The following is a 16,028-nucleotide window of genomic DNA, read 5'->3' on the forward strand; positions in this document are numbered from 1 at the left end:
CCCGCACCCTTTTTGCCCGCAGCCGGTGTCGAATCCGTCGTGCTCGCGCCCGAGATCCTGTTCGTCTTCGCGGTGATCCTCGCGGCGCTCGTGCTGTTCGTCACCGAACCCGTGCCGGTCGACATCACCGCGATCGGCATTCTCGTCGCGCTGTTGCTCTCGGGTCCGGCATCGCTCGCGCTCGCGAACGTCGGGCTGCTCGCCGAGCCGTTCGAACTCGTCTCCGTCGAGGAGGGCCTGTCGGGCTTCGCGAACCCGGCGACGCTGACGGTGCTCGCGATGTTCGTCCTCTCGGAGGGGGTGCGGATGACCGGCATCGTCCAGCGGCTCGGCGCGTTCATCGCCCGACTCACCAAAGGCGACGAGACGAAGCAGTTGGGCGCGACGATCGGCGTCGTCGGCCCGATCTCCGGGCTGATCAACAACACCGCCGCCGTCGCGATCCTCCTCCCGATGGTGATCGACCTGGCCGAGCGCGGGAAGACCTCGCCGTCGAAGCTGCTGCTCCCGTTGAGCTACGCGTCGATGTTCGGCGGGACCCTGACGCTCATCGGCACCTCCACGAACATCCTCGCGTCGGACCTGTACGCGACGCTCGCGCCGGCCGACGTGGCACGGCAGTTCCGGATGTTCGAGTTCCTCCCGCTGGGCGCGGTGCTGCTGGTCGTCGGCTCGATCTACCTGCTCACCGTCGGTCGGTGGCTCACGCCCGCCCGGATCGCGCCGCGCGCGGACCTCACCGAGGAGTTCCAGATGGCCGACTACCTCACCGAGGTCGTCGTCCGCGAGGACTCCCCGCTGGTGGGCCAGCGCGTCGAGACGGCGCTCTCGGAGACGGAGTTCGACGTCGACCTCGTCCAGCTCGTCCGCGGCAACCGGACGTTCCTCGAACCGTTCGGGCAAAAGGAGATCCGCGCGGGCGACGTGTTCGCCGTGCGAACCGACCGGGCGACGCTGGTCGACCTGCTCGACGTGGAGGGCCTCGATCTCATCCCCGAGGTGGTCGACGAGGCGGAGCTGGAGGCCGCCGAGGAGGCACAGAACCTCGTCGAGGTCGTCGTCGCGCCCGGGTCGTCGCTGGTGGGCGAGTCGCTCGCCTCCGCCAGCTTCCGGCAACGCTACGACGCGACCGTGCTGGCGCTGCGGCGCGGCGGCGAGCTGGTTCGACAGCGCATGGATCACATTCCCCTGCGCGTCGGCGACACACTCCTCGTGCAGGCGAGCGAGCCCTCGATCGAACGGCTCGACGCCAACCGGAACTTTATCCTCGCGCGCGAGATCGAGACGCACGACTACCGCCGGTCGAGGACGGTCGTCGCCGCCGGGATCGTCGCGCTCGTGATCGGGCTCGCGGCCGCGAACGTGCTGCCGATCGTCGTCTCGGCGCTCGCGGGGGCGCTCGCGATGGTCCTCACGGGCTGTCTGAAGCCCGGCGAGGTGTACGAGGCCGTCGAGTGGGACGTGGTCTTCCTGCTCGCGGGCGTCATCCCGCTGGGGATCGCGATGCAGACCTCCGGGACCGCGGGGCTGCTGGCGGACGCGATCGTCGCGAGCGCGGACGTGCTCCCGCCGCTGGTGCTGTTGGGTTCGTTCTACGTGGTGACGGCGCTGCTCACGAACGTCATCTCGAACAACGCCAGCGTCGTGCTCATGATCCCCGTCGCCCTGCAGGTCGCGGCGACCCTCGGCGCGAACCCGCTCGCGTTCGCCATGGCGGTGACGTTCGCCGCGTCGACGGCGTTCATGACGCCCGTCGGCTACCAGACGAACCTGTTCGTGTACGGTCCCGGCGGGTACCGCTTCACCGACTACGTGCGCGTTGGCGCGCCGTTGCAGGCGCTGTTCGCGGTGGTGACGACGCTGGGGATCCCGGTCGTGTTCGGACTGGGGCTGTGAGTCCGTCTCGGCGACGAAGCGAACGGAACGGTTTAGTTCGGCCGGGGGCGATGGCGAGGTACGGGACCGTGGGGTAGTGGTATCCTCTGGCGTTTGGGACGCTTGGACCCGAGTTCGACTCTCGGCGGTCCCATCCGAGTTCTTCTCGCGGCGAGCGTTCAAACACGATAGCGGACCAACGAGCGTATGCGTTCGCTAGACGAGATGCCGAGCCATCGGAAGGGGAACTACACGGAGTCCGTCGTCATCGCGGAGCTACAGCGACGTGGCATCGCCGTATCGAGACCGATCGGTGACAACGAACGATACGACATCGTGATCGAATCCGCGGAGGGGTTCCGATCCGTACAGATCAAAACCGGTCCGGTGTTGAACGGCTGCGTGTACGTTCGTGGGAAGTCACAGCACACGAACTCCACCGGACACGTGTACAAGAGCTACGGCGGTGAGGTCGATTTGTTCATCGTGTACTGCCACGATCTGGAGACGATGTATCTCGTTCCGGGCGACCGTGTCGGGACCGCGATGCACCTCCGAGTTGAGGAGCCAAAGCAGCGTGACTCGTCGATAAACTGGGCCGAGGAGTACGAGTTCGACGAGCGCTGGCCCGACGACATCGCGAACTGACCGCTCCTGCCGGACCACTTCCACCGAGAGGCGACAGTTCTTACCCGATGAGGTGGCTACCTCTGTGCAATGAGTCAGGTCTCCGAGGGGCAGGACGTCGACGCGTTCCTCAGTTTCTACCGGACCTATTACAGCGACGACATCGCCCGCCTCGCCCAGAACTACCCGAAGGAACAGCGGTCGCTGTACGTCGAGTACGACGACCTGTACACGTTCGACCCCGACCTCGCCGAGCGCTACCTCAACCGCCCGGGAGAGATGCAGGAGATCGCCGAGGAGGCGCTGCGCACGTACGACCTCCCGGTCGACATCTCGTTGGGACAAGCCCACGTCCGCATGCGCGGGCTCCCGCGCGAGAACACGATCGACATCCGCGCCATCCGGGTCAGCAACGACCACATCGGATCGATGGTCGCGGTGCAGGGGATCGTCCGCAAGGCGACGGACGTGCGCCCAAAGATCACCGAGGCGGCCTTCGAGTGCCAGCGCTGCGGGACGATGACGTACATCCCGCAGAACGACTCCGGCTTCCAGGAGCCCCACGAGTGCCAGGGCTGCGAGCGCCAGGGCCCCTTCCGCGTCAACAACAACGAGTCGAAGTTCATCGACTCCCAGCAGCTCCGCGTTCAGGAGTCGCCCGAGGGCCTCCGCGGCGGCGAGACGCCCCAGAGCATCGACGTGAACCTCGAGGACGACGTGTGCGGGCAGGTGACCCCCGGCGACCACGTCACCGTGGTCGGCCGCCTGGAGATGGAGCAGGTGACCTCCGGCCAGGAGAAGACGACCGTCTTCGACCCGTACATGGAGGGGGTCTCGCTCGTCATCGAGGACGAGGAGTTCGAGGACATGGATATCACCGACGAGGACAAACAGGAGATCCTCGAACTCTCGAACCACGACGACATCTACGAGGAGATGGTCGCCTCGGTCGCGCCGTCGATCTACGGCTACGACCAGGAGAAGCTCTCGATGATCCTCCAGCTGTTCTCGGGGGTCACGAAGCACCTTCCGGACGGGTCGCGGATCCGTGGCGACCTGCATATGCTTCTGATAGGAGACCCGGGTACGGGGAAGTGCGTCGACGGGGATACCCGAGTGACGCTCGCGGACGGTCGTGACATTCCGATCCGGGAGCTCGTCGAGTCGAACCTCGACGAACCGAAGCCGGTCGACGACGGTGTGTGGGACGAGGCGGGATTCGAGGTCCCGTCGCTTGGGTCGAACGGGGAGATCGAGTCGCGGCGGGCGACGAAGGTGTGGAAGCGGGAGGCGCCCGACGAGATGCTCCGGATCCTGACGAGCAGCGGTCGGGAGCTGGAGGTGACGCCGTCGCACCCGCTGTTCGTTCGCGCGGGTGAGGGACACCACGCAGTTCGTGCGGACGAACTCTCCGAAGGGGCGACGATCGCTGCCGTATCGGAACCGCGAACCGACGGCGGAACGGCTACTGTCCGCCCGTCGGAGCCTGAATTCCGTCAGACATCGATGACCCGTACGTGGGAACGGATCGTGACCATCGAACACGTTCAACCCGATGACGACTGGGTGTACGACCTCGAAGTAGCGGGGACTCACAGCTACATCTCGAACGGGATCGTCTCGCACAACTCCCAGATGCTGTCGTACGTTCAGAATATCGCTCCGCGGTCGGTCTACACGTCAGGGAAGGGCAGCTCAGCGGCAGGGCTTACTGCCGCAGCTGTTCGCGACGACTTCGGCGACGGCCAGCAGTGGACGCTGGAGGCCGGAGCACTCGTACTCGCCGACAAGGGGATCGCCGCCGTCGACGAGCTGGATAAGATGGATTCGAACGACAGGTCGGCAATGCACGAAGCGCTCGAACAGCAGTCGTATCACCCGGAATCCGAGGTGTTCCTCGCGGATGGCCGACGCGTTCGGATCGGCGAGTTCGTGGACGAGCGAATGGCTGCACGCTCGGACGACGTGGTAGAGGGTGTCGACTGTGAGATCCTCCCGATCGAGGACGCCGGCGTTCACTCCGTCGACTTCGAGACGAACGAGACGACGAAGCTCCCGATCGATCGGGTGAGCAGACACGAGGCGCCCGAGGAGTTCGTTCGTGTGACGTTCTCGAACGGCCGCGACGTGCTCGTGACCCCGGAGCATCCGATGTTCGTCGATGACGGCGGTGTGACCGGAACGATCGAAGCGGAGAACATCGACGAGGGGGCGTTCGTGCCGGCACCCCGGAAACTCCCCAACTCCGCGAGCCCGGTCAGTCTGACGGACGAACCCCACGTCGGGAAAGAACGCGATGTTACCCTCCCGGACGAACTGAGCGGTGACCTCGCCGAGATCCTCGGCTTCCTCACGGCCGAGGGCCACTCGTACGCGGGATCGGCACACGAGATCGGGTTCTCGAACCAGGACGAACGGCTTCTCGCGCGGATGGACGAGTTGATGTCCCGCGTGTTCGGGTTTATGAGTACCGACACGACGAACGCTGCGGGAACAGTAACTCAGCGATGGGTGTCGACCAAGCTCTACCGTTGGTTCGAGGAGAACTTCCCCGAATTCATGCACACCGCTCGCGAGAAACGGGTTCCCGCCCGGGTCCTCGGTGCGTCCGAGGAACAGATCAGACGGTTCCTCGTCGGAGCGTTCGCGGGCGACGGCGGCGTCGAGAGCGAGGCGATGTCCTTTTCTACGGCCTCGGAGGGATTGGCGCGCGACTACGCCGACGCGCTCGCGAAGCTCGGGATCGCCTCCCGGATCCACCACGACACCGCGGAGGACGCCTGGAAGACGTACGTGATGGGTGATTCGACCGACCGATTCGTCGACGCTGTCGTCGACCCGGCAGACGAGCGTCACGAACAGGCGGAGGAGTTCGTCGACCGAAGCGAACGGACTCCGCGTCATCACGACGTACTGCCGACGAGCGCTGCCCGAGAGATCCGGGAACTGCGAACGCTTACCGGACTCGGGAAGACGGGGCGGTTCCGCGAGAACCTGGACGAAGGGTACGGGGTTCGCGTCGAAACCGTCACCGGGGAGGTTGAGACGCTTCACGAACGGATCGGGACCGTCCGCGACGCGATCGACCGTGCGGACGATCTGGGATCGATCCGGTCGGCGGTCGGTTGGTCGGGACGGCAACTCGCGGAACAGCTGAACGGCGTCACAACGAGCCGAATCCACTACGCCGAGAAAGGCGGATACGACTCCGAGACGCGTGAGAACCTGACCGAACGCGCAACGACGGCGGTTCGCGAGGCCATGGACGAGGCAGAACGCCGGACTGAGGCGCTTGCCGACCGATGTGACCTACGGTACTACCGTGTAACCGACGTCGAGACCGTCGCGAACGACGGCGAATACGAAACCGACTGGGTGTACGACATCACCGTCGAGCCGACGAACACGTTCGTCAGTTCGGGGGTAGCGCTCCACAACTCGATCTCGATCTCCAAGGCCGGGATCAACGCGACGCTGAAGTCCCGTTGTTCGCTCCTCGGCGCGGCCAACCCGAAGTACGGCCGCTTCGACCAGTACGAGCCCATCGGCGAGCAGATCGACCTCGAACCGGCGCTCATCTCGCGGTTCGACCTCATCTTCACCGTCACGGACAGCCCCGACCCGGACCACGACGCGAAGCTCGCGGACCACATCCTGACGACGAACTACGCGGGCGAGTTGAACACCCAGCGCACGGAGATGGCGGCCTCGAACTTCACCCAGGAGGAGGTCGACGAGGTGACCCAGGAGGTGGCGCCGGTCATCGACGCCGAGCTCCTGCGCAAGTACATCGCGTACGCCAAGCGCAACTGCTACCCCACGATGACCGACGAGGCGAAGGCGGCGATCCGCGAGTTCTACGTCGACCTCCGGGCGAAGGGGGCCGACGAGGACGCCCCCGTGCCCGTCACCGCCCGGAAGCTGGAGGCGCTCGTCCGGCTCTCGGAGGCCAGTGCGCGGGTCCGCCTGTCGGACACCGTCGAGGAGGAGGACGCGACGCGGGTGATCGAGATCGTCCGCTCGTGTCTCCAGGACATCGGCGTCGACCCCGAGACCGGACAGTTCGACGCCGACGTGGTCGAGACCGGGACCAGCAAGAGCCAGCGCGACCGGATCAAGAACATCAAGGAGCTGATCGGCACCATCGCCGAGGAGTACGAGGACGAGCCCGGCGCGCCCGTCGACACGATCCTGGAGCGGGCCGACGAGGTCGGGATGGACGCCGGCAAGGCCGAGAAGGAACTGGAGAAGCTCCGGACGCGCGGGGAAATTTACGAGCCGCAGTCCGGCTACGTGCGGACGACGTAACCGCCGATGGATAGAATCTCCGCGCTCCGGAACGTCGAGGACGCCATCCGCGCGTTCGAGGACGGCGAGGCCGACCTCGCCGACACCGAGCGTCGCGTCGCCACCGTGCTGCGGACGTACGCCACCGAGTTCGAAGTGGATGACCGCCGGGCGTATCGCGCCGTCGACGGCCCCGGCGAGGGGCGCGTCGTCGTCGCCGGCGACCCCGCGGAGGCCCGCGAGCGGATCGCCTCGCTCGCCGCCGTCGACGACGGGATGGATCCCGAGGACGTGACGGTCGAACCGCTGTAGGGCACGGCGGTCTCGACTTCGATACGCGATTCAGTACGTTTATATTGGAAACCGAACCTGTGAGCGTATGCTACTCGTCGTGACGTACTCGCGCGGGGCGCGGACGACGCTTCGCAACGTCTGTCGCAGCCACGACGACACCGTCGTCCGTCGGTTCGGTCGGGCGGCGCTGTTCGCCGAGACGGAGTTGGGCGCCTTCCTCGCGTGTCGCCTCCGTGCGAAACACGGGACCGACGTGCAAGTCGAGCAGACGGAGCCGTTCAACGAGTTCGCGGCGGTGCGACCGGCGGTCCGGGAAGCGGCCGTCGCCTACGAGGACCGAGACGCGCCGAGCACGCCGTACACGAAGTTCGCCGTCGGCGCCGACCACCCCGATCCGGCGGCGATGCGCGACGCCGAGCTGTGACCCGGCGGTTCGCCGATCGTGTCGCTCCGGCGGAGTCGGGGGAGCTCCGACGCGCCGCGGCCGCGGGAACCGTCGACGGCGCGTGCGCCGCGCTCGAACTCGATCCGGATGACCCGCTGGCGACGCTGACGGATCGGCCGCCGTCGCTGTGGCGCGCGCTCGCCGCCGCCGCCCGCGAGCGCGGTCTTGAGCACCCCGCCGACGACGAGCGTCGTCGGCTCCGAACCGCCCTCGACGAATCGGCCGAGGAGATAGGGGCCGCCGACGGCGACGACGCCGCGGACGCCGCGAGCGACGCGTTGGCCGCCGCACGGCGTCGAGCGGCGGCCGCCGGCACCGACGTGGATCGGCTTCGTGAGCGGGCGGCCACGCTCCGCGGGCGGCTCGCGGAGGCGCGCGAACGGACGACCCACGACGCGAGCGACGATGCGGACACGAGCGCCACCGCGGACGCGGACGCGACGACGGTCGACTCGCTGCGGGCGGAGTTCGAGGCGGCGACGCGGGCGCTGAGCGAGGCCGAGACCGAGCGCGTCGCCGCCGACCAGGCGCTTGCCCGCGCCGCCGAGCGTTCGCGGTCGGTTCGCGACGCCCGCGAGCGACGCCTCCGGTTGCGCGACGCGCTCGCCAACCGCCGGCGGGAGGCGCGACGCGACCTCGCCCGCGAGGTGTATCCGGCCTTCGCGAACGCGGTCGCGGCGTTTCACTCCGAAGTCGATCCAGTCGACGGCAGGGCCGCGGACGCCGAGGTCGGCGACGACCCCGGCGACTTCGACGGCGACGCGGTCGTCGCCCACGCGGCCGCGATCCGCATCGCCGAGCGTTCCGACCCGGTCGTCGTGGGAGTCGACCGCTTCGTCGACGCGACCGCGGCACGCGACTGGCTGTGCACGCCGGTCGTCCTCGTCGGAGCCGAGTGAGAGCCACGACCCACGCCCACGGTGTCCGCGGTGACGCCGGGTCGCGTGCGGACGTTTATCGCCGATACCGGGACCAGCACGCCCATGCCGGTCACGCTCGACTCGACGGTCACGACCGCCGGCGGCGTCGCGCTCGTCGCCGTCCGTGTCCGCAACACGGAGCCGGTCGCCTGCCGCGTTCGCATCGAGAACCGCCTTCACGGCCCGGTGCTCCCGCCGCGGCGACACGGCACGCCCGAACCGGGCTGGTCGGACGACGGATACGACGGGGTCGTCGCCGCCGACTCCGAGCTCGCGCTCGGGTACGCCTGTCGGGTCGCCGTCGACGAACGCGGTCGGTCCGACGAACACCCATCGAGCGACGACGCGCCCGTCGAGCTCGTCGCCGTCGGGGACCCGTCGGCCGCGGAGGCCGACCCGATGGACACCGTTATCGGCGACTTGGGGGACCACAGACCGCCACCAGACGCGGTTTCGGTCGCCGCCGGCGACGAGGCTTCCGCCGCCCCCGCCGCGACCCCTGACCGCCCGAGCGACCCATCCGGAACGGCGGCCACTCCCGACCGATGCGGGGAGTCGAAGTCGCCGCCGGAGGCGACGGCGGCGCCGACGGACGTTCCCCCGGCGGTCGCGCGATATCTCGACACCGTCGAGGGTCGGATCTCGCGGGCGGAAACGTTCGCGGACGGGTCGGTCGCGGACGCGACGGAACTGCTCGAGGCGGACATCGATCCCGACGGTCTGGCCGAACTCGTCGCGCTGGACGCGACCGCGTTGGAGGGGCTCGCCGCCCGCGCCGACTCGCTGGCGACCCGGGCGGTGACCGTCGACGTGCCGACCGACGCGCTGGAGCGCCTCGCGTGATCGTCGCCGTCGCCGGCGGGAAGGGCGGTGTCGGAAAGTCGACGCTGGCGTACAACCTGGCGGGCGCGCTTGACGGGCTCGTCGTCGACGCCGACCTCACGATGGCGGACCTGCCGGGCGGTCGCGAGCGCGGGCCGGATCTCCACGACGTGCTCGCGGACCGGGCGACGCCCGCGGAGGCCGTTCGGCCGGGGGCGGTGGACGTGCTCCCGTGCGGTCGGACGCTCGCGGGGGCGCGACTGGCGGACGTGCGCCGACTCCGGGAGGCGGTCGCCGTCGGCGGCTACGAGTACGTCGTGGTGGACTCGCCGGCCGGCCTGCGGGTCGACGCGGGCGCGCCGTTGGCCGTCGCCGACGCCTGTCTCCTCGTCGCGTCGCCGACGCGGTGGGCGCTGGCGGACGCGATCGCGGCCCGCGAGCTTGCCCGCGAACTCGACTGCGGGCTCGCGGCCGTCGCGCTCAACCGCACCGTCGAGGACCCGCCCACGGAGGCGGTCGGACGCGCGCTCGGGGCGCCCGCCACCGCGGTGCCTGCGGACCCGCGGCTCGCGCGTTCGCTCGCGACCGAGACGCCGGTGGTGGAAACGGACGCCGAGTCGGCGGCCGCGCGGGCGGTCGATGAACTCGCCGCGGCCGTTCGGCGGTGTGCGGTCGCGTAAGGAGAGAATCGGCTCAAGTCGTCTCCGGCGGTTTTATTCCATCTCCGTCACCCGGTCCCCGTCACTCCTCACGTAGCTCGATGTACGACGAGCGGAGCGTAACGGGAGTCACGTCCGCAACGTCGGCCGCGGCCGCCTGCGTGCAGTCGGCGTCCGCGTCGCGCGCGGCGGCGTACAGACACGCCGCGGCGACGCCGCAGGGGTTCCGTCCGTTCGTGAGCCCCTCGTCGCGGGCGACATCGAGGTACTCGCGGGCGGCGCGTTCGACCGCGGCATCGAGCCCGAGTTCCGTGGCGAACCGGGGAAGATACTCGACGGGATCGATGGGTCCGACGGGGAGGCCGAGCTCGCGGTTCATCGCGTCGAAGGCGGCGCGGAGCTCGTCGGCGTCGGCCTTCGCCTCGGCGACGAGCTCGCCGCGGGTGCGCGAGACGCCGGCGACCCGGCAGGCGACGTACACCGCCGCGGCGGCGAACCCCTCCAGCGAGCGTCCGCGAAGCAGGTCGGCGTCCTGGGCCGACTCGAACAGCGAACACGCCTGATCGCGCAGCGACTCGGGAAGCCCGGCCGCCGAAACGATCCGCCGGATCTCGGTGAACCCGTACACCTTGTTTCGGTCTCGCTTCGAGGAGATCCGCGCCCGCGTGTGCTGTCTGCGCATCCGGGCCCACTGCCGGCGCTTGCGCCCCTTCACGCGCGTGTGTCCGATCTCCGTCGAGAGGCCGCGGTCGTGGCGCGAGCGCGTGAGCGGTGCCCCGGTCCGCCTCGGATCGCAGTCGTCGTCCGCGAAGCTGCGCCACTCGGGGCCGCGGTCGATGCGGTCCGCCGAGACGACGAGCCCGCACTCGCTACACACCGCCTCGTCGCCGTCCGCGTGCACTCGACCCTCGCATTCCGGACACGCCGTCGTGCTCGTTGCCATACTCGAACGTCGGTCCCGAACCCATACTTATGTGTGGGGGGATCCGCCGCTCCCGACCCGCTCGAGCGCGCTCGAACGTACCGATAACCGGTACGTTACTCACAACAGTCACGTTATCGTATCGACTCTGACGATCGAATTTATATCGGATGGCGACCGAGCGTGACCATGGCGCTCCCCGACATCGCCGCCGGGATCGAGGTGACCGCACGTCAGGAGACGCGCGGCGTCGCCTCGGTCGACGACACCGGCGGCGACCTCGCCTCCCGGCTCGCCCCCCACGCCGACGCGCTGGCGTGTACGCCCGAGGCGGCCGCGGTGGTGCTCGATCACCACGCCCGCGGCCACAGCGTGGGCGCGAGCGCACGCGAGGCCGGCGTCGCCGCCGTGACGGCCGCGAAGGTCCTCCACCGCTGCGGCGTGCAGGGCGTCTCCCCGCTGGCGCCGACCGCCCGACGCGTGGTTCGCGACTGGCTCGCCGGCGAGATCCCGCGTGCGGACGCGCTCGAACTCAGCGGCGGCGAAGAGGCGGCGTTCGCGCTCGCGAGCTACGTCGAGTCACACGAGCCGGTGCCGGAGCTGGCCGACGTCGCCCGCGGCGCGTTGGCCGACGGCGGGAACGCGAGCGTGGAGAAGCGCGACGCCCTCGGGGAGACGATGAGTTCCGTCTCGGACCTGCGCTGACTCCGTTCAGCGCATCGGTTCGGGACGGAACTCACGGACTGCCGCCGTCGACCTGCGCTGACTCCGTTCAGCGCGTCGGTTCGGGACTGTGTCGACTACGGCGTCGATCTCGCCCGGCGCCGCCCGTTTCTCACTATTCGCTGCGCACGCGGTCGACACCCGCGCCGAGCCGCCCGATCACCCCGCGGTCCTCGAACTCGACCCCCAGTTCCGTCTCGAACAGCGTTTCCGTCGCGGCGACGACGCCGGCGGCGAACGCGTCCGTGCCGAGACACGCCGGCGCGGCGGCGAACTCGCTCGGCCCGCGAGGGATCGTCGCGTCCGCGTCGGCCTCGGCGCTTCCGGACTCGTCGCTTGACCCGGCGGACCCGGGAGCGGCGACGGCGACGCTCGCGGGGTCGCCGTCGGGCGCGTCGATGTCGCGGAGCAGGTCCCGCTGTCGTCGCCGGCCGTCGGCGCCGTGGTCGGTGTCGGGGGCGACGATCGCGACGCGGTCGACGGCGTGGACCGCGGCGATCGCCGGGTTGGCGGCGACCGGCGGAACGTCGACGATCACGTGGTCGGCGCGGGCGACGGCCTCCGCTGCTCGGTCGGCGAGTACCTGCGCGGCGTCGTCGTCGGTCGCGCGGGCGAGGCGCTCGAAGGGCGCGTGTGCCGGCGCGAGTTCGATGCGGCCGTCAACGGCCGCATCGAGGTCGTACAGCCCGTCGGCGAGCGGTCGGTCGGGATCGAGACACAGCGCCGTCACGTCGGGATCGATGCGGCCCGAAACGAACTCGCCGAGCCCCTGCGTCGCGTAGGCGGCGTCGAGAACGACGACCTCGCGGCCGTCACGCGCGAGCGCGGCGGCACACTCGACGGCCGTTCGGGTCGTGCCCGCGCCGCCGACGGCGCCGACGAACGCGAGCGATCGGATGCTGGCCATGCGGCTCCTGTGCCCGCATCCGCTATATAGTTACGTGTCTCTGGTCGCGGAACAAGATCGGGAACGGGACGGCGCTCGGCGACCGCGAGGGGGACGGTGACTACGCTCCGATCGCGTCGGCGATCTCGTCCAACTCGTCGTCGTCCAGGTCCGGCCGCTCGCCGGCGGCGACGTGGATGGGTCCGCCGCCGTCGCCGTCGAAGCGCGGGATGACGTGGACATGCGCGTGGGGGACCTCCTGGCCGGCGTCGGGGCCGTCGTTGACGCCGATCGTGTGGGCGTCGGCGTCGATCGCGTCCTCGATCCTGGGTGCGAGGTCGTGTACGAGGTCGAAGACGGCGCGCGACTCCTCACGAGAGAGGTCGGCGACGCGCCGGTGGTGCGCCTTGGGGATCACGAGGGTGTGGCCGCGGGCCATCGGGTTCGCGTCGAGGAACGCGAGCGCGTCGTCGGTCTCGGCGACCACGCGGGCGGGGATGTCGCCCGCGACGATCGAACAGAAGATGCAGTCGTCGCTCATGGACGATCGGTGTGTCGGCATCACGCTTCAAGATAGGGGCCGCTTGCCCCGACGACCGCGCCCGACACCCGGGAGACGAGAGCGCCGTCGGACACGGCGTTCGTCGACGGACGCCGGCGCACGGGGCAGATCGTGCCCCTACGTCGAGATGAACTCGGCGATGGACTCGGCCACGGCCACGATGTCGGGCCTGTTGGGTTCCAACTCGAACTCGGTCGAGTTGATCTCGACCACCGTCCCGCCGACGACGAGGGACAGACTGTACCGGAACCGGTCCTCGGTCTTCGTCCGAATGATCCCGTACGTCGTGGTGTTCCAGACGCCGTTGTGCCCGACGGCGTCGATCGAACCGAACGGAACCGACCACGAGTACCCCTCCTCGGAGACGATGTCGATACGGGACCCCGAGATCACGCACATCCCGTTTTGCGAGTATCGGTGCGTCACCACGTCCGTCTTGAACGACGTCCGGGTTCCGTCGTGTGCTTCGTACGGGATCCCCGCGCCGGCTCCGCCGACCACGAACTCGACCTCGGAGACGGCGAACAGCTCCTCGACCTCGTCGGTGTCGTAGCGGTCGGAGACGTCGAAGAATCCCTCGGTGTTCCCGTTGAGTCGGTTGACGATGTAGGGGTCGGCGGCGGGCATGAGCGAAGTGCTCTGAAGCCCTAGTTATCTGTTGCTATCCCATTCGTTCGTGATCGAGGGGGCGACCATCGTTGACCTCCCCGACCCGCCCGTTACGGCAGGTGCACCGCGATCCGCTCCCGGTACTCCTCGGCGCTCAGCCCCAAGCGCGAGAGCCACACCTCCCGGTAGCTCGGATGGAGGATCGGCAGACACGTCACGCCGAGCGTCGGGCACTCGATCGGCTCGCACACCGAGTCGAGGAAGCCGTCCAGCTCGATCCCCTCGAACGCGAGCAGCGTCGCCGTCGCGTGTTTCCCCGTCGTGACGACGACTGCCGGGTCGACGATCCCCAACTCGGTTTCGAGGTGGCCGCGGCAGTTCGACAGCTCCGCGTCGGTCGGGTCGCGGTTGTCCTCGGGGTGGCACTTCGCCGCGTTCGTGAAGAAGCAGTCGTCGCCGTAGCCGAGTTCGCGCATGAGCCGACGCACGCGACGGCCGGAGTGGCGGGACGTGTACGCGCAACCGGTGTGGTTGCCGCCCTTCCACGTGTCCGCGTCGGGGTCGCCGGCTCCGGGTGCCTCGCCGACGACGAGAACGCTCGCGTCCCGGGGACCGGTGCCCCACGAGATGCGGGTTCGCGACTCGACCAGCGCCGGACACCGCGAGCAGTCCGGCTCGATCACGAGCCGATCGTCGGGATCCGGGTGCCGGATCGGGTCCTCGGTGTCGGTCACGGTGTCGAGTTCGGGGCCGCGGCGATTGGCGGTTTCGCTCCGACCGCGATCAGGGCTCCCCGAGCACCTGATGGCGCCGATAGAGGTAGGCCGCGCCAGCGGCGATGTTGAGGAACCAGATCGCCGAGAGGATCACCCAGACCGCGACGTTCGGGTCCCATTCGGAGTTCGCGCGGACGTACTGGCTGTCGAAGTACACCGACAGCGGCAGCCCCGCCCACCCGATCAGGACGAGTATCCCGCCGCCGGCGCCCAGATCGCCACCCAGGGCCGACGCGAGCACGAGCAGCACCCAGATGCCGGTTCCCGCGGCGACGCCGTACCACCAGGTGTCGGACACCGAGGTTTCGTACTGCGCGGGGTCGTGGACGCCGCCCCGACCGCCGCCGCTACTGGCGGGGCTGTAGTTGTCGTTTCGGACCCCGCAGTTGGGGCACAGCTCCGACGCCTGCTTGATCGCCGCCCCACAGGAGCGACAGAACACCTCGTCGGCCGCCTTCCGTTTGGTCATGGCTGTGATCCGCGATCGGCGGTCCCGGGGCTTGGATGGATGGCGTGCATCGAAAAATGGCGGGTATCGCTACGTCAGGCGTACTGCTGCTGGAACTCGTCCTCGGACTTCGTGAGGTAGATGATCCCCTCGATGAGCCCGACGAGGAGCGGGATGAACGTCCACGAGAAGACGAGGTAGATGATCCCGCGACCGGTGTTCCCGAGGTAGAAGTGGTGGGCGCCGAGCCCGCCCAGGAAAATGGCGAGGAGGGCGGCGCTCGTCTTGTCCTTCGAGCCCGAGGAGGACCCGCCCGACTGGCGCACGCCACATTCGGTGCAGATCTCCGCTTCCTTCTTGATCACTTCGCCGCAACTGCTGCAGAACTGCTCGTCGGCGCCGGGAGTTGCATTGCTCATCTTCGTGTCAAACCTTTCATCAACTACAATAAGTATACTGGTTGAATATCGATCACGATAGACGAAATATACTGCACGTACCCGATCGCCGGACGGACCCGACTTTCCACCGAGTCAGCGGGCGCTGTCGACCGGTGCGACAGTTGCGGTGAACCGGCCGTCGGGATCCGTATCAGCGTCCGGACAGGACTGCGCTACTCCGTCAGCGGCAGCGCGACGCCGAACACGAACACCGAGAGGAACGCGCCGACGACGGCGAACAGTTCGAGGTCGACCAGCAGCGCGTGCTCCCACGGCGGGAGGGCCGTCCCCGTGACCGCGGCGCCGACCTCGACGGCGACCGCGAGCAGGAACACGGCGACACAGCCGAGCAGCGCGCGCCTGGTGAGCGTCGGGTAATCGAGGTTCCCGTACCTGCCTGACATACGAGCGACTTTCCGATCCGGTCGATTAGCGCTTTCGGTCCGACCGAAAGGGTTTCCCTCGCCGACGGCGGCCCTGGGGGTATGTCGGGACTGTTCGACGCCGCGTGGGTCGCGGCGGAGTATCTCTTCGTACTGCTCGCGTCGGTCGTGCTCACCGGGATCGGGATCCACTTCGAGCGGGCGGCGGCCGCGACGATGGCGACCGCGCCCGAGGTCGCGGCGGTCGACGCCGTGATCGGGGCGCTCGCGCTGTTCTGGGGCGTCTACCTCGTCGGCTACAGGCAGGCGCTCCCCCGGATGCGGCACGTCCTCGCCTCCCGGTGAGCGGG

At 69.0% G+C, this 16,028-nt stretch carries 18 protein-coding genes and 1 tRNA gene; 11 read left to right on the forward strand and 8 right to left on the reverse strand.

All coding sequences use genetic code 11. The features are described 5' to 3' along the window. The first annotated feature begins 39 nt into the window (after positions 1 to 39). The 9 genes from K6T50_RS10260 to K6T50_RS10300 all read left to right on the forward strand — a co-directional run bounded on the left by K6T50_RS10260 (position 40) and on the right by K6T50_RS10300 (position 9,950). Positions 40 to 1,896, forward strand: a complete 1,857-nt coding sequence (locus K6T50_RS10260; RefSeq protein ID WP_225935301.1) for an SLC13 family permease — start codon at positions 40 to 42, stop codon at positions 1,894 to 1,896. Between the two features lie 62 nt (positions 1,897 to 1,958). Next, positions 1,959 to 2,029 (forward strand) — tRNA-Pro (locus K6T50_RS10265). Between the two features lie 53 nt (positions 2,030 to 2,082). Next, the gene (locus tag K6T50_RS10270; RefSeq protein ID WP_222606508.1) at positions 2,083 to 2,523 is read left to right on the forward strand and encodes a group I intron-associated PD-(D/E)XK endonuclease; all 441 of its coding nucleotides are present in this window, start codon (positions 2,083 to 2,085) and stop codon (positions 2,521 to 2,523) included. A gap of 69 nt (positions 2,524 to 2,592) precedes the next feature. Next, positions 2,593 to 6,810 (forward strand): LAGLIDADG family homing endonuclease, encoded by a 4,218-nt coding sequence (locus K6T50_RS10275; RefSeq protein ID WP_222606509.1) that lies wholly within the window; start codon positions 2,593 to 2,595, stop codon positions 6,808 to 6,810. Positions 6,811 to 6,816: 6 nt separating this feature from the next. Beyond that, positions 6,817 to 7,101 (forward strand): DUF7854 family protein, encoded by a 285-nt coding sequence (locus tag K6T50_RS10280; RefSeq protein ID WP_222606510.1) that lies wholly within the window; start codon positions 6,817 to 6,819, stop codon positions 7,099 to 7,101. A gap of 67 nt (positions 7,102 to 7,168) precedes the next feature. Then, positions 7,169 to 7,507 carry a DUF7855 family protein gene (locus K6T50_RS10285; RefSeq protein ID WP_222606511.1) on the forward strand — a complete coding sequence of 113 codons (339 nt, stop codon included), beginning with the start codon at positions 7,169 to 7,171 and terminating at the stop codon, positions 7,505 to 7,507. After that, positions 7,504 to 8,427, forward strand: coding sequence for a DUF7856 family protein (locus tag K6T50_RS10290; protein ID WP_222606512.1), 924 nt, complete (start codon positions 7,504 to 7,506; stop codon positions 8,425 to 8,427). Before K6T50_RS10285 ends, K6T50_RS10290 begins: the two co-directional genes overlap by 4 nt. A gap of 84 nt (positions 8,428 to 8,511) precedes the next feature. Next, a complete protein-coding gene (locus tag K6T50_RS10295) occupies positions 8,512 to 9,291 on the forward strand; it encodes a DUF7857 domain-containing protein (RefSeq protein ID WP_222606513.1) in 780 nt (259 codons plus the stop codon). Then, positions 9,288 to 9,950 carry a nucleotide-binding protein gene (locus K6T50_RS10300; RefSeq protein WP_222606514.1) on the forward strand — a complete coding sequence of 221 codons (663 nt, stop codon included), beginning with the start codon at positions 9,288 to 9,290 and terminating at the stop codon, positions 9,948 to 9,950. The genes K6T50_RS10295 and K6T50_RS10300 overlap by 4 nt, the downstream gene beginning before the upstream one ends. A gap of 61 nt (positions 9,951 to 10,011) precedes the next feature. Here the strand turns inward: K6T50_RS10300 and K6T50_RS10305 are convergent, their stop codons facing one another. Further along, the gene (locus tag K6T50_RS10305) at positions 10,012 to 10,872 is read right to left on the reverse strand and encodes a transcription initiation factor IIB (protein WP_222606515.1); all 861 of its coding nucleotides are present in this window, start codon (positions 10,870 to 10,872) and stop codon (positions 10,012 to 10,014) included. Positions 10,873 to 11,040: 168 nt separating this feature from the next. On the opposite strand from K6T50_RS10305, the gene K6T50_RS10310 reads away from it, so the two are divergent. Then, positions 11,041 to 11,556 carry a DUF7858 family protein gene (locus K6T50_RS10310; protein WP_222606516.1) on the forward strand — a complete coding sequence of 172 codons (516 nt, stop codon included), beginning with the start codon at positions 11,041 to 11,043 and terminating at the stop codon, positions 11,554 to 11,556. 133 nt (positions 11,557 to 11,689) lie between these two features. Here the strand turns inward: K6T50_RS10310 and K6T50_RS10315 are convergent, their stop codons facing one another. The 7 genes from K6T50_RS10315 to K6T50_RS10345 all read right to left on the reverse strand — a co-directional run bounded on the left by K6T50_RS10315 (position 11,690) and on the right by K6T50_RS10345 (position 15,699). Next, positions 11,690 to 12,481 carry a CpaE/TadZ family protein gene (locus tag K6T50_RS10315; protein ID WP_222606517.1) on the reverse strand — a complete coding sequence of 264 codons (792 nt, stop codon included), beginning with the start codon at positions 12,479 to 12,481 and terminating at the stop codon, positions 11,690 to 11,692. A 100-nt stretch (positions 12,482 to 12,581) separates the two neighbouring features. Beyond that, a complete protein-coding gene (locus K6T50_RS10320) occupies positions 12,582 to 13,001 on the reverse strand; it encodes an HIT family protein (RefSeq protein WP_222606518.1) in 420 nt (139 codons plus the stop codon). Positions 13,002 to 13,139: 138 nt separating this feature from the next. After that, a complete protein-coding gene (locus K6T50_RS10325) occupies positions 13,140 to 13,649 on the reverse strand; it encodes a hypothetical protein (RefSeq protein ID WP_222606519.1) in 510 nt (169 codons plus the stop codon). A gap of 92 nt (positions 13,650 to 13,741) precedes the next feature. Further along, the gene (locus K6T50_RS10330; RefSeq protein WP_222606520.1) at positions 13,742 to 14,365 is read right to left on the reverse strand and encodes a uracil-DNA glycosylase; all 624 of its coding nucleotides are present in this window, start codon (positions 14,363 to 14,365) and stop codon (positions 13,742 to 13,744) included. A 49-nt stretch (positions 14,366 to 14,414) separates the two neighbouring features. Then, complete coding sequence (locus tag K6T50_RS10335; protein ID WP_222606521.1) at positions 14,415 to 14,876, reverse strand: zinc ribbon domain-containing protein; 462 nt, start codon at positions 14,874 to 14,876, stop codon at positions 14,415 to 14,417. Between the two features lie 74 nt (positions 14,877 to 14,950). After that, complete coding sequence (locus K6T50_RS18935) at positions 14,951 to 15,274, reverse strand: TM2 domain-containing protein (protein ID WP_222921174.1); 324 nt, start codon at positions 15,272 to 15,274, stop codon at positions 14,951 to 14,953. A 194-nt stretch (positions 15,275 to 15,468) separates the two neighbouring features. Beyond that, positions 15,469 to 15,699, reverse strand: coding sequence for a DUF7860 family protein (locus K6T50_RS10345; RefSeq protein ID WP_222606522.1), 231 nt, complete (start codon positions 15,697 to 15,699; stop codon positions 15,469 to 15,471). Positions 15,700 to 15,780: 81 nt separating this feature from the next. Between K6T50_RS10345 and K6T50_RS10350 the strand changes: the two genes are divergently transcribed. Continuing rightward, complete coding sequence (locus K6T50_RS10350) at positions 15,781 to 16,023, forward strand: DUF8151 family protein (protein WP_222606523.1); 243 nt, start codon at positions 15,781 to 15,783, stop codon at positions 16,021 to 16,023. The last annotated feature ends 5 nt before the right edge of the window (positions 16,024 to 16,028 follow it).

The sequence above is a fragment of the Halobaculum magnesiiphilum genome (assembly GCF_019823105.1).
Classification (GTDB): domain Archaea; phylum Halobacteriota; class Halobacteria; order Halobacteriales; family Haloferacaceae; genus Halobaculum; species Halobaculum magnesiiphilum.